General features: G+C 64.6%; 11 protein-coding genes. 4 read left to right on the top strand and 7 right to left on the bottom strand.

Translation table 11 applies throughout. From position 1 onward, the window contains the following. Window positions 1–27: 27 nt before the first annotated feature. The 5 genes from OOT33_RS08765 to xseA form a co-directional block, all read right to left on the bottom strand. Window positions 28–705, bottom strand: coding sequence for a TonB family protein (locus OOT33_RS08765; RefSeq protein WP_307749642.1), 678 nt, complete (start codon window positions 703–705; stop codon window positions 28–30). A gap of 168 nt (window positions 706–873) precedes the next feature. After that, the gene (locus OOT33_RS08760; protein WP_307749641.1) at window positions 874–3,921 is read right to left on the bottom strand and encodes a TonB-dependent receptor domain-containing protein; all 3,048 of its coding nucleotides are present in this window, start codon (window positions 3,919–3,921) and stop codon (window positions 874–876) included. A gap of 354 nt (window positions 3,922–4,275) precedes the next feature. Continuing rightward, window positions 4,276–5,091 (bottom strand): peptidoglycan DD-metalloendopeptidase family protein, encoded by an 816-nt coding sequence (locus OOT33_RS08755; RefSeq protein WP_307750341.1) that lies wholly within the window; start codon window positions 5,089–5,091, stop codon window positions 4,276–4,278. Between the two features lie 80 nt (window positions 5,092–5,171). Then, window positions 5,172–5,396 carry a DUF2093 domain-containing protein gene (locus OOT33_RS08750; RefSeq protein WP_307749640.1) on the bottom strand — a complete coding sequence of 75 codons (225 nt, stop codon included), beginning with the start codon at window positions 5,394–5,396 and terminating at the stop codon, window positions 5,172–5,174. Further along, entirely contained in the window at window positions 5,396–6,919 is a 1,524-nt protein-coding gene (gene xseA, locus OOT33_RS08745) for an exodeoxyribonuclease VII large subunit (protein ID WP_307749639.1), read from the bottom strand. The genes OOT33_RS08750 and xseA overlap by 1 nt, the downstream gene beginning before the upstream one ends. 6 nt (window positions 6,920–6,925) lie before the next feature. Here xseA and purD point away from each other — a divergent pair, with 6 nt between their 5' ends. From purD to OOT33_RS08730, 3 genes are all read left to right on the top strand, one after another. Continuing rightward, complete coding sequence (gene purD / locus OOT33_RS08740) at window positions 6,926–8,215, top strand: phosphoribosylamine--glycine ligase (RefSeq protein ID WP_307749637.1); 1,290 nt, start codon at window positions 6,926–6,928, stop codon at window positions 8,213–8,215. A gap of 81 nt (window positions 8,216–8,296) precedes the next feature. After that, entirely contained in the window at window positions 8,297–9,241 is a 945-nt protein-coding gene (msrP, locus tag OOT33_RS08735; RefSeq protein WP_307749636.1) for a protein-methionine-sulfoxide reductase catalytic subunit MsrP, read from the top strand. Continuing rightward, on the top strand, window positions 9,241–9,861 hold the full coding sequence (locus tag OOT33_RS08730; protein ID WP_307749635.1) for a ferric reductase-like transmembrane domain-containing protein: 621 nt from the start codon (window positions 9,241–9,243) through the stop codon (window positions 9,859–9,861). The genes msrP and OOT33_RS08730 overlap by 1 nt, the downstream gene beginning before the upstream one ends. Window positions 9,862–9,865: 4 nt before the next feature. Here OOT33_RS08730 and OOT33_RS08725 read toward each other — a convergent pair whose 3' ends face one another. Next, a complete protein-coding gene (locus OOT33_RS08725; protein WP_307749634.1) occupies window positions 9,866–11,182 on the bottom strand; it encodes a CNNM domain-containing protein in 1,317 nt (438 codons plus the stop codon). A gap of 146 nt (window positions 11,183–11,328) precedes the next feature. Between OOT33_RS08725 and OOT33_RS08720 the strand changes: the two genes are divergently transcribed. Then, window positions 11,329–12,009 carry an OmpA family protein gene (locus tag OOT33_RS08720; RefSeq protein ID WP_307749633.1) on the top strand — a complete coding sequence of 227 codons (681 nt, stop codon included), beginning with the start codon at window positions 11,329–11,331 and terminating at the stop codon, window positions 12,007–12,009. A 33-nt stretch (window positions 12,010–12,042) separates the two neighbouring features. On the opposite strand, the gene OOT33_RS08715 is transcribed toward OOT33_RS08720, so the two are convergent. After that, window positions 12,043–12,663 (bottom strand): MarC family protein, encoded by a 621-nt coding sequence (locus tag OOT33_RS08715; protein ID WP_307749632.1) that lies wholly within the window; start codon window positions 12,661–12,663, stop codon window positions 12,043–12,045. Window positions 12,664–12,679 lie beyond the last annotated feature (16 nt).

The following is a 12,679-nucleotide window of genomic DNA, read 5'->3' as shown; positions in this document are numbered from 1 at the left end:
CCGCACCCCGCCCCAATCCCCGGCGGCTCAGAGGTCTGACAGGCGGAAGCGCACCGTCATCACCTTCTCGCTCGGCTCGGCGACGCCATCGCGCGTGGCGGGCCGGAAGCGCCAGCGTTCCAGCGCCTGCTTGCGCGTTGCCTTCCAGAACGCACTGTCGTTGGTGTCGATGAGTTCGACCGTCTCCACCCTGCCGCTTGCCGAAATGTGAACGCGCACGGTCGCATAGCCCTCGGTCTGCGCGCGGATCATCGCGGCGGGATAATCGGGCTGGAAGTCGGGCAGGCGCCTTGGATCCGGGATTGCGGCAACAAGCACGGGCTGATGTTCGACCGTCTGTGTGCCCGCACCGCTGCCCGCTCCCCCGCCGCCAGCCGGGTCGCCGATGGGCGGATCCTTGGCGGTGCCGACAGGGTCGAGCGGCTCAATTCGCGGCTCGACCGGCTTGTCGGTGCGCGCCGCGCGCTGAAGCGGCTGTTCCTTGCCCTTGTCCTGCCTTGCCTCTTCCTTCGGCTTCTCCACCGGTACGTTGGTGATCCAAATCACATCCGGCACCACATCGCGGATGGTGCCGGGCGGCAACATATAAACCAGCCCGCCGATCGCGACATGCACCGCGATCGTCGCGCCTATGGCGAGCGGGGAAGCCCGCTTGCCGGTATAGCCAGTGTCGATTGTGCGATTATTGTTCAGGATCCACTGCATCACGCATCCTCCTGTCCTGTGGCCTGCACAGGATCGCGCAGGATCCACGGATGTGATGATATCACATCAGGGGGCGTGGTGAAAGAGGGATGCTGGGCGTGACAGGAGCAAGGCAAGAAAAAGGGCGACCCGCGAGGGCCGCCCTTCTTTGCGCAGACTATGGGGCCGTCAGAAGTTGGCCTTGATCCCGACGCGATAGGAACGTCCGAAAATGCCGGTGCCGCCCTGAACAGAGTTGTAGTTGTTCGCGCCATAAGTGACCGGATCGATCGGGGGCAGATTGTCGAACAGGTTGAGCACGTTGACATAGAAGGTGAAGTTGTCGTTCACGCGGAATTGCGTGTTCAGGTCCACCGTGATGTAATCGTCCACGTCACAGCTCGAGAATTGCTGCGAAGGATCGGTGGACAGCAGGCCGCAATCCCCCGGTATTGTGCCCTGATCCGCCGCCGACAGGTTGTAGCCGTCAAAGTACTCGATCGTTCCTGTGACCGACAGCGGACCCCATTCCACTGTGTTCTGCCACACACCGTGCCACTCAGGGGTGCCCGAACCGGCCGTGAGGTTGAAGTTACCAGAAGTGCCTTCATAGGATTCTGTAACGCCATCGACTGACTGGCTCAGGTTGATGATGTAGCTTGCCTCGAGGGACGAGCTGAACCGAACATCCGGGCCCAGATCGAAGTTACCGGATACGCCGATGTCAATGCCCTCGGACTTATAGGTGCTGGCATTGATAAATGGTGCCTGCACGAACGCTATGCGCGGCTTCGCAGTAGCAAACGCCGGATCGGGGGCATCGGCGATTATGTTGTATCCCGCCGGTATCGGCTGACCCGTATAGTAAGCCTGGATCGCGGCGGAATATGGTGCGGGTACGATCGCCTTGGTTTTCTTGATGTTGTAGTAATCCAGCGACAGCGTGACATTCCGTATCGGCTTCAGGATCACGCCTGCAGTCCAGCTCGTCGAGCGCTCAGGCTTGAGGTTGGGGCTGGCGAGCTGGGTCTGGCCATATGAGCCAGAGCGGATATAGGTCGGGCAAGCCGTGGTATAAGTGGCCGCCGAACAGTTATATTGGAGGAGATACGCATCATTGAAAATCGACGCGGAGTTGTTGACGAACCCGGTGGTCGGCAGCGCATTCGCCTCCGCGAAGCTCGGGATGCGGAAGCCGCGTGACCATGTCCCGCGCAGTACCAGCCCCTCCATTGGTGTCGCGCGCAAGCCGATCTTGGGCGAGAAGGCGTCCTGCCCGCTCGAATATCTGTCATAGCGGCCGGATGCGTTGACGGTGAGCATGTCGAGAACCGGCGCGTCCAGCTCAGCATAGGCGGAGTAGACCTTGCGGCTGCCTTTGGTTCCGAAGGCATTGAGCACGAAATAGCGCTCGGTAGGGCCGGCGAAATCGTCATTGGCGCTCGGCGCATTGATCGACTCATACCGCACCTGCGCGCCGACACCGATCTGCAGCGGACCGCCGGGCAGATCGAACAGATTGCCATTGATGCTTCCCTGCAGGCCATAGAGTTTCGATTTTGCCTTGGTGACGTTCTCCGGAGCAAGATAATCGAGAACCTGCTGGCTGTTGGCCAGCGGATTGACGAAGTTGTAGCTGCCATCGGCCACCGCATGCAGGAGATGCTGGATATAGACATAGCCGCGCTGCGTCTGGCGCAGATGGGTTTCCATACCGATCGCGTCTACTGCGAACTTCCAGTTGTCGGTCAGATCGCCGGTTAGGCCCGCGTGGAAGCGATAGGTGCGGCTGCGGGTTTCATCATATTCGAACAGATTGGGGATGCGGCCTGTGAGGCGCGCAACCTGCCCCTGCGCGGCAAAGGGGTTGTTGGGGTTGAGCGTACCATTGCTTGCGTCGCACACCGCCTGCGGCAATCCATTGACGAGCGGGCAGACAAAAACAGGCAGGGCAAGCGAGAAGGAACCCGGTGCGTTCGGCGGGCCGCTGTTGGCGGTGCTGAAGCGCGGGAACCGGATTCCGGCAGGCCCGTTGCGCCGGATGCTGGCTGGATTGCCGCTATAGTCGACGGTGCTTTGCAGCACATTGCCCTCAATGAAGGCCTCCATGCCGTTATCAAAAGCCTTGGTTGCACGGAATGATCCTCCCATGCGTTCGATATTGGGGGAGACCACGCCGTATTGGGTAATCAAGTCGCCTTGGCAAACCGTGCCAGCGACATCGGGGTTATTCGCGAGTTCGGTTGGGGTGAGGGTATACGGCGTTTCTCCGGCAATACATCCGGCGGCGCGGTTGAGGAAATCATAGGGACCCAACGCCGTGGTATTTGTCGCATCATAGGGAGCCACGAAGAAGGTGGTCGCAAACAGCGAGGCGTCCGTCGGGCCGATATGAAGCCCTTCAAAGCCATTGGAAGTAGGGTTGATGGTGTTGCCATTGAGGCCGACCTGCGGGCCACACACTCCGTTGCGGCAGATACCCGACTGGTTCGATGAATTATAGGGATAGGGCAGGTCGCGGTTATAGAGCGCCTTCTGCCTGTAGTAGAAACCGCTGGCGTAGATATTATACCCGTCACTGCGCAGATCGCCAAAACCGCCGGTAGCGCTGAAGCGATAGTTACGCCCGTCGCCGCGTTCACTGAGGCCCATCTCTGCCCGGCCGGTTATGCCGGTGATCTGCTTTTTCGTGATGACGTTTACGACACCCGCTATCGCGTCTGCGCCGTAAGTCGAAGAAGCGCCGTCGCGGAGGACCTCGATACGGTCGACAATGTCGTCGGGGATTGTGTTAAGATCGACGAAATTGCGCGTCCCGTCGTCGGACAGAGGGTAATAGGCAGCGCGCATACCGTCGAACAGCACCAGCGTCGAGTTGGTCGTGAGACCACGCAGAGAAACCGCAGAGGCGCCGCCGGCGAAGGCGCCATTGGCGGAGAAAGAGTTGGTCAGCGCCGGTCCGTTATTGGACGAAAGCCGCTGTATCGCGTCCTGCGTGGTCTGAATGCCGCGCTGCTCAAGGGTTTCTGAGGATACAACCGATACGGGGGACGGTGTGTTGTTGGGGTCCTGCCTGAGCAGGGAGCCTGTTACGATGATCGTGCTGTCGTCGGCTGCTGCCGGGTCTGCCGCGTCGGTTGTTTGCGCCAAGCTCATCGTAGGTATGGCCAGGCTGATGGCCAGTATGGAGGATGCGACACCACACCGCAGGCGGGCTGCAATATCAGTATTTTTCATGGTCCAGTTCCCTTGCTCTGGAGGGGCAAGCTCACTGCCGGCCCCGGTTCTACCACGGGCGCAAAGGTACAGCTCACTCCCCCCCATCCTTCGGTGAAGGACAAGGTGATTATTTCTCAGGACTGGTTCTGTAGTTTGCGACCTTGAGAATTATTAACCGGCGTTAAGGGTTCCGCGTAAAGTCCGCAGTTGCGGAAATCCGGCGTTTTAAATGGCACTGTTGCAGCTTTGTCACTCTTTTGTAAGATAGAGTAAAATCAATCACGTAACCACGTGACAAGGTTTTTGCGTATTCTGGTCGCGGCTGGGTTTAGTAGCAACGCGGTGACGGACGAATAGCAGTTTCGGCGCGAATCACTTGGCCTTCATGGGCCCCGTGAGCAGCACCGGATCGATGCGCGCGTCGCGCCATTTCATCCCCCAGTGGAGATGCGGGCCGCTCGCCCGGCCGGTCGCGCCGGTGGTGCCAAGCGTCTGACCCTGTCGCACCTGCTCTCCTTCCTTCACCGCCAGGCTGTCGCAGTGGAGGAAGGCGCTGGAGAGGCCCATGCCGTGGTCGATGATCAGCAGATGCCCCTCCAGCGTGAACGGCGCGTCGGCGGCGGCGAGCACCACCACGCCATCGGCAGGGGCGACGAAGGGCGTGCCGGTGCGCACCGCGACATCGACGCCGCTATGATAGCTGCCCGGCGTGCCACGATAGACGCGCTGTGATCCGAAGATGCCCGAGATGCGTCCCGTCGCGGGCCAGATGAATGCCTGCCGCCAGCCGTTCGCGCCGCTGTCGCCGCCCCGCGCGGCGGCGATGCGCGCCAGCTCGGCGGGCCTGCGCGCCTGAAACTCGGCGCTCGGCACATTGGCGGTGAGCGAGGCATCGACCTGCTCGATCCGCCAGTTGCCGGTTGCAATGGCTATTGTGCGGGTCAGGCGGGTGCCATCGCTCAGCTCCGCCGTCAGCAGCGCGTTCGGCGGTGCATCGCGGTCAAACGCGATCAGGAACCGCCCGTCCGCCGCCACCGGAACGGGGGCGTTGTCCAGCATGACCGCCTTGGCGAGCGAAGGGGCGAAGCCATAGATCGCGCCGCCCTGCCGCGCCGCGCCTTCCAGCACAAAATCGGGGCGGGCGGGTTTTGGTGCGGGGCTGGCTGGCGCGGGAGCGGACGCGGGCATGGGCAACGGCGCGCTGACGCATGCGCCAAGCAGCAATGCGGGAAACAGCGGGGCGAGCGCGCGCACGGGCCGATGCCGCCTCAGGCGGGCAGCCCCTGTTCCTTGCGCCAGCGCACCTCTGCTTGCGTAGACGCCTCGGCGTCGACATAGGCCTCCTGCCGCACGATCGACCAATAGCGCAGATCGTCTAGCTGGATGCGCGCGCCGGTGACCGCGCAGACCACATAATCGCCGGGGCTCAGCACCCTGAAGCTGTAGGAGAGATAGTGCAGCTTTGCGGGCTGGTCCTTGCCGTGCATCAGCATCAAAAATCGTCCTTCCGAGCCGCGCCGAACAGATCCTGCTGTGTCGTGGCGGCACTCTCAGTGCGTGGGTTTTTGCGGGCGGGTTTCTGCGGCTGTGATAGCCGGGTGAGGGCGGCTGACTCAACCCCTTCCTGCGCAATCACGTCGAGCGCGCCGTCATGGAAGGTGAGGCGCATCGCCCCGGCGGCCCGCGCGGCGGATGCCGACGTGAGGACCTGTTCCCCCGCGCTTACCAGTGCGAAGCCTTTGGACAGCGGCCGACGCGGATCGAGCGAGAGCGCAAGCCGCCAGCTGGCGTCCAGCCGCTCGCGCCGTTGCGCAATGCCGCGCGTGACGAGATCGGGCCGCAAGCGCACGGCATCCAACCGCGCCCGCTCCCGCGCGACGCGCTGGTGGAGCACCGCCGGGCGCAGCGCACCGCCCGCCTCGGAGAGATGACGCCAGGCGAGCGTCACCCGCTGGCGCAGCCCGCGCGTCAGCCGCTCGCCCAGATCGTCGGCGCGCTGGCGCTGGGTGGCGAGCAGCGTTTCCGGGGCTGGCAGCAACCGCGCTGTCAGGGCGAGGCGCTCGCGCCGCAGCTCCACCCCGCGCCGCACCGCGCGGTTGCTGCGCAGGCCAAGTTCGTTGAGACCCGCCATCAGCTCTGCGCGCACCGGCACCGCCATCTCGGCGGCGGCGGTGGGGGTGGGGGCGCGCACGTCCGCCGCATAGTCGCACAGGGTCGTGTCGGTTTCGTGCCCCACGGCGGAGATGACCGGGATGGTGCAGTCCGCGACCGCGCGCACCACTGCCTCCTCGTTAAACGCCCACAGATCCTCGATCGACCCGCCGCCGCGCGCGACGATGACGAGATCGGGCCGGGGGACAGCCCCGCCCGGCGCCATCGCGCTGAAACCGCGCACTGCCGCCGCCACCTGCGCCGCCGCGCCCTCGCCCTGCACCAGCACGGGCCAGACGAGAACCTGCGTGGGGCAGCGATCCTCCAGCCGGTGCAGTATGTCGCGGATCACTGCGCCGGTGGGCGAGGTGACGACGCCGATCACGCGCGGCAGATAGGGCAGGCGCTTCTTGCGCTCGGGCGCGAACAGCCCCTCGGCGGCGAGCTGGCGCTTCAGCTGCTCGAACAGCTGCATCAGCGCGCCTTCGCCGGCCAGCTCCATCCGCTCTATCACGATCTGATATTTGCTGCGCCCGGGATAGGTGGTGAGCTTGCCGGTGGCGATCACCTCGATGCCATCCTGCGGCGCGAAGGCGAGGCGGGCGGCGGCGCCCTTCCACATCACCCCGTCTATCAGGGCGTTGTCATCCTTAAGGCACAGATAGACATGGCCCGAGGCCGCGCGCTTGTAGCCCGAAATTTCGCCGCGCAGGCGCACATGGCCGAAGCGGTCCTCCACCGTGCGCTTCAGCAACGCCGACAATTCGGAGACGGAGAGCGCGGGCGCGTTGTCGCCCGAGCGCTCTTGCGCTAACAGGCGGCCCGACGCATCGAAGGCGGACTCCATTTCTTCTTCCGGGGGCATAATCGAATGAATATCCTGTTGCTGGGTTCGGGCGGGCGCGAGCATGCCCTCGCGTGGAAGCTGGCGCAATCGCCCACATGCGAAAAACTGTTCGCCGCTCCGGGCAACCCCGGCATTGCCGAGTGCGCCACGCTGGTAAAGCTCGATGCGACGGACCATGATGCCGTGGCGGCGTTCTGTGCGGTGCAGGCGGTCAAACTGGTGGTAATCGGCCCGGAAGCCCCGCTGGTCGACGGGCTGGCGGATAGCCTGCGCGCGGCGGGCGTCGCGGTGTTCGGCCCGAACAAGGCGGCCGCGCAGTTGGAGGGGTCAAAGGGCTTCACCAAGGATCTGTGCGCGCGGGCGGATATCCCCACCGCCGCTTATGTGCGCACGACATCGCTGGACGAGGCGCGCGCGGCGCTGCCGAAATTCGGTTTGCCGGTCGTCATCAAGGCCGACGGCCTGGCTGCGGGCAAGGGCGTCATCATCGCGGAGACGCATAACCAAGCGGACGAAGCGCTCGCCGACATGTTCTCGGGCAGCTTCGGCGCGGCCGGGGCCGAGGTGGTGCTGGAAGAATTCATGACGGGCGAGGAGGCGAGCTTCTTCGCGTTGACCGACGGCACAGATATCCTCGCTTTCGGCAGCGCGCAGGATCACAAGCGCGTGGGTGATGGCGACACCGGCCCCAATACCGGCGGCATGGGCGCCTATTCGCCCGCGCGCGTGCTGACGCCGGAGCTGGAGCGCGAAGCGATGGAGCGGATCATCCGCCCGACGGTCGATACGATGCGCGCCGAGGGCATGCCCTATAGCGGGGTGCTCTATGCGGGGCTGATGCTGACCGACGCGGGGCCGAAGCTGGTCGAATATAATGCGCGCTTCGGCGATCCGGAATGCCAGGTGCTGATGATGCGGCTGGAGGAGGATCTGGCGACGCTGCTGATGGATGTGGCGCAGGGCAGGCTGGGCGAGCGCGGCGCGGTGAAGATGGCGGAGGACTGCGCGCTCACGGTGGTGATGGCGGCGAACGGCTATCCCGGCACGCCGGACAAGGGCGGCGCGATCTCCGGCATCGATGCGGCCGAAGGCACGGCGACCGGCGTCAAGGTCTTTCATGCGGGCACGGCGCTGCTGGACGGCGCGCTGGTGGCGAATGGCGGGCGGGTGCTCAATGTCACCGCGCTCGGGGGCAGCATCGCGCAGGCGCAGGGCCGGGCCTATGCGGCCGTGGATGCGCTTTCCTTTCCGTCGGGCTTTTGCCGCCGTGACATTGGATGGAGAGAAGTGGAGCGCGAGCAAAGCGCCACATAACGCGTACAACTGGCGTTCATCTCTTCTGTTCGATAAGCTGGCGCGGCGCCAAGCCGCCTTGCCGATCGGAAGGATGAACCGATGCTGATCAGAAATCTCCCCGAGTCTTATCTGCACGAGCGTGACGCCACGCCGGAGTCGCTCTATCAGGACCGGCGGGCCGTGCTGGCAGGGATGATCGGCGCGGGGCTGATGCCGCATCTCGCGCAGGCGGCGGATGGCGAGGGCGGCGGCCTGCCGCGTCTGTCATCGCGCCTTACCCGCAGGCTGGACGAAGACCAGACCAGCTATGACAGCGTCACCCACTATAATAATTTCTACGAGTTCGGCACCGACAAGGAAGACCCCGCGCGCCGGGCCGGCAAGCTGCGCACCCGGCCGTGGACGGTGCGGGTGGATGGGCTGGTTTCCAAGCCGCAGACGATCGACATCGACCGGCTGATCCGCCTCGCGCCGTTGGAGGAGCGGGTCTACCGCATGCGCTGTGTCGAGGGATGGTCGATGGTCATTCCCTGGGTCGGCTTTCCGCTGAACGCGCTGCTCAAGATGGTCGAGCCGCTCGGCAAGGCGAGGTTCGTCGCGTTCGAGACGCTGAAGGACCCCGGCCAGATGCCGGGCCAGCGCAGCTCTGTGCTGCAATGGCCCTATGTCGAGGGATTGCGGCTCGATGAGGCGATGCACCCGCTCACGCTGTTGGCTGTGGGGCTATATGGGCGGGTGCTGCCTAACCAGAACGGTGCACCGATCCGCCTCGTGGTGCCGTGGAAATACGGGTTCAAGTCGATCAAGTCGATCGTGCGCATCCGGCTGGTCGATCGCCAGCCGCCGACGAGCTGGAACATCTCCGCCCCGCAGGAATATGGCTTTTATTCCAACGTGAACCCCACGGTCGATCATCCGCGCTGGAGCCAGGCGCGCGAGCGGCGCATTGGAGACTGGCTGCCGCGCGCGACCCTGCCCTACAATGGCTATGGCGCGGAGGTGAGCCAGCTTTATCGCGGCATGAACCTCAAGCGCTATTTCTGATGGGCTGGCTGCGCGCGCATCGGCAGGGGCTGGCGCATATCGTCATGGCCCTGCCCGTTCTGGTGCTGGCGGTTCGCTGGGCGATGATGATCACGGGGGGAGACCCGCGCGCTGTGGGCCTGAGCGCGGAGCCGATCGACTATACGATCAACTATCTGGGGCTATGGGCGATCCGATTTCTCATTCTCTCGCTGGCGATCACCCCGTTGCGGACATGGACGCGGTGGAGCTGGCTGGCGCCGCTGCGGCGGCCGCTGGGCCTGTGGGCGTTCGCCTGCGCGCTTTTGCACCTCAGCGTCTATTTCCTGCTGGATCAGCTGGGGTCCTTCACCCTGCTGTGGGAGAGCGTCGCCAAGCACCCCTTCATCCTGCTCGGCATGGCGGCGTTCACGCTGCTGCTTCCATTGGCGCTGACATCGACGCGGGCGTCGATCCGGAGACTGGGCGGGCGGCGCTGGCAGGCGCTGCACCGGCTGGTCTATCTCTCCGCGATATTCGCGGCGATCCATTTCATATTGCGGGTGAAGGGGTTCCAGCCGGAGCCGTGGATCTATGCCGGCATTGCGGGGGCGCTGCTGCTCGTGCGCGCACTGCCCACCGCCTGGGTACGCCGCGCCTGAGCGGTCAGCCGGGTTTGGGCGTGACCAGCAGCTTGTCGATCTTGCGCCCGTCCATATCGACGACCTCGAAGGTCCAGCCCTGATCCTCGAAATGCTCGCCCACCTCAGGCAGGTGCTTCAGGCGCCACAGCACATGCCCGGCCACCGTGGCATAATCGCGCTCTTCCTCCAGGCTGAGGCCGATGCGCTCGGCCAGCTGGTCCATCGCCATCTGGCCTGACACGAGCAGGCTGCCGTCCTCGCGCTCCACCAGATCCGGCTCGTCATAGAGGTCCGCGTCGGACGCGAAGGTGCCCGCGATGGCGGAGAGCAGGTCGGACGGGGTGACGATGCCCTCGAAATGGCCGTATTCGTCATGCACCATCACCATGGGCACTTCCGAGCGCCGCAGCACCTCCAGCGCGTCCATCGCATCGACCTGATCGGGCACGACGGCGACGGTACGCATCAGCGCAGAGACGTCTATCTTCTCGCGCTTCAACAGGGCCGACATGATGTCACGCGCCTGAACCACGCCGATGATCTCCTCGACGCTGCCCCGCCCGACCGGCAGGCGCGTATGGGGTGTGGCGAGCAGCTTGGCCCGCAGCGCGCGCGCGTCGCTCGATACATCGACCCAGTCGACATCGGTGCGCGGTGTCATCACCTCGCGCACGGGCCGGTCGGCCAGGCGCACCACGCCAGAGATGATCGCCCGCTCGCTCTCCTCGATCACGCCGGACTTGCTGGCCTCGGCGACGATCAGGTGCAGCTCCTCCGCCGTGACATGCGCCTCTGATTCGCGGTTGAGCCCGAGCGCGCGGAAGATGAGGGCGGAGCATCGGTCCATCAGCCAGACCAACGGCGCGGTCGCCTTGGCCAGCCACAGCATCGGCCGCGCCATGATGATGGCAATCGGCTCGGGCGCGCGCAGGGCGAACTGCTTGGGCACCAGCTCACCCACGATCAGCGAGGCGAAGGTGGTGAGGCCGATGACGAGCGCAAAGCCCATCGTCTCCGCCGTCTCGGCACCCAGCCCGGCTCGCTGAAACCGCTCCGCCACCGGGCCGCCCAGGCTCGCGCCCGAATAGGCGCCCGCGCCGATGCCGATCAGCGTGATGCCGATCTGCACGGTCGATAGAAACTTGCCGGGGTCTTCCGCCAGCCGCAGCGCGACGGTGGCGCCGCCCTTGCCCGCCTTCTCCGCCGCCTGAAGCCGTGGTCGCCGCGCCGAGACGATCGCCAGCTCCGACATGGCGAACAGGCCGTTGAGCGCCACGAGCGCGAGAATGATGAACACATCCGCCCAGGGAAAGGGGGTGAGGGGTACCGTCTGGTGCATGGTCTGCCCTTCCATGCAAGGAATCTGATCACAGCACAACAGGCAGATCAGCCCCTGTTCAGCATCATTGCGGGAACACTCGGCCCGCAGTCCGGGTTTTCCAACCGGGGAAGCAAATGCCGAAGGGCAGTTGAAAGGAGAATGATATGCGAAAAATCAATGCGGCTGCGGCAAGCGTGCTGATCTTGTCTCTCGCCACCACGGCGTGCGTGACAGACCCGGATACCGGGCGGAAAACTATTTCCAAGGCGGCGATCGGCGGCGTCGGCGGTGCGCTAGGCGGCTATCTGCTCGGCGATCTCGTCGGCGGCAAGCGCGACCGGACGGAGAAGATTCTCGGCGCGGGCATCGGCGCTGTCGCGGGCGCGGGGATCGGCGCCTATATGGATGCGCAGGAGAAGAAGCTGCGCGAACGCACCGCCGGGACCGGTGTCGAAGTCGCGCGCAATGGCGACGATCTGTTGCTGCGCATGCCATCGGGCATCACCTTCGCGACAGACAGCGACGCGGTGCAGAGCCAGTTCCAGCCGACGCTCAACCAGGTGGCCTCGGTCCTCGCCGAATATCCCAAGACCTATATCGACATTTACGGCCATACCGACAGCGACGGGTCTGATGCCTATAATCAGGGCCTGTCAGAGCGGCGCGCTTCATCGGTGCAATCCTATCTGGCGAGCCATGGGGTCCAGTCCGTGCGCATGGCCGCAAAGGGCTTTGGCGAGAGCCAGCCAATCGCCAGCAACGGCGACCCGGTCGGCAAGGCGCAGAACCGCCGGGTGGAGATCAAGATCGTGCCGGTAACACAGGGCGACGCTTCGGCAAGTTGATGCGGACTGGGGAGGGCGCATAAGCGCTCTCCCCTAGCCGAAATTTCCTTTCAGGCCGTCGATCACGAACTGTACGGCCAGTGCCGCGAGCAATACTCCGAGCAGCCGGGTGATCACCGCCTCGATCTTTTGCCCCAGCACCGCCATGATCGCGCTCGCGGACAGCAGGGCGATGATCATCAGCATCAGGTTGGCCGCGATTGCGCCCAACACCATGGCGCGTTGCTGAATGCCATCAGCCTGCCCCATCAGCAGCATCACGGTGGTGATCGTTCCCGGCCCGGCGATCATCGGCATCGCCATCGGAAAGACCGAGACATCCTCCACCTCCGGCGTATCGATGATCTTTTGTGCGCGGTCCTCCCGCCGCTGGGTGCGCCGCTCGAACACCATTTCCAGCGCGATCATGAACAGCATGATGCCGCCTGCGATACGAAAGCTGTGCAGCTCGATGCCCAGCACATGGAGCAGGTTGCGGCCCCATAATGCGAAGATCAGCAGGATCACGGCGGCAATCAGCACCGCGCGCAGGGCCATTGCCCGGCGATGCTGCGCGCTCACGCCGCGCGTCAGGCTGGCGTAGATCGGCGCGCAGCCCGGCGGGTCTATCACCACGAACAGGGTGATGAAGGCGGAAATGAACAGCGACAGCATGACACGGGTATTTTCA

This window comes from Sphingobium sp. DEHP117 (assembly GCF_030867385.1).
Taxonomy (GTDB): Bacteria; Pseudomonadota; Alphaproteobacteria; order Sphingomonadales; family Sphingomonadaceae; genus Sphingobium.
This window is presented reverse-complemented; position numbering and strand designations above follow the sequence as displayed.

Coding starts and splice junctions, on each gene's coding strand:
- OOT33_RS08755 (WP_307750341.1), bottom strand. CDS start 5,091: ATGCCCGCGTCCGCTCCCGCGCCAGCCAGCCCCGCACCAAAACCCGCC.
- msrP (WP_307749636.1), top strand. CDS start 8,297: ATGCTGATCAGAAATCTCCCCGAGTCTTATCTGCACGAGCGTGACGCC.
- OOT33_RS08730 (WP_307749635.1), top strand. CDS start 9,241: ATGGGCTGGCTGCGCGCGCATCGGCAGGGGCTGGCGCATATCGTCATG.
- purD (WP_307749637.1), top strand. CDS start 6,926: ATGAATATCCTGTTGCTGGGTTCGGGCGGGCGCGAGCATGCCCTCGCG.
- OOT33_RS08750 (WP_307749640.1), bottom strand. CDS start 5,396: ATGCTGATGCACGGCAAGGACCAGCCCGCAAAGCTGCACTATCTCTCC.
- OOT33_RS08715 (WP_307749632.1), bottom strand. CDS start 12,663: ATGCTGTCGCTGTTCATTTCCGCCTTCATCACCCTGTTCGTGGTGATA.
- OOT33_RS08760 (WP_307749641.1), bottom strand. CDS start 3,921: ATGAAAAATACTGATATTGCAGCCCGCCTGCGGTGTGGTGTCGCATCC.
- OOT33_RS08765 (WP_307749642.1), bottom strand. CDS start 705: ATGCAGTGGATCCTGAACAATAATCGCACAATCGACACTGGCTATACC.
- xseA (WP_307749639.1), bottom strand. CDS start 6,919: ATGCCCCCGGAAGAAGAAATGGAGTCCGCCTTCGATGCGTCGGGCCGC.
- OOT33_RS08725 (WP_307749634.1), bottom strand. CDS start 11,182: ATGCACCAGACGGTACCCCTCACCCCCTTTCCCTGGGCGGATGTGTTC.
- OOT33_RS08720 (WP_307749633.1), top strand. CDS start 11,329: ATGCGAAAAATCAATGCGGCTGCGGCAAGCGTGCTGATCTTGTCTCTC.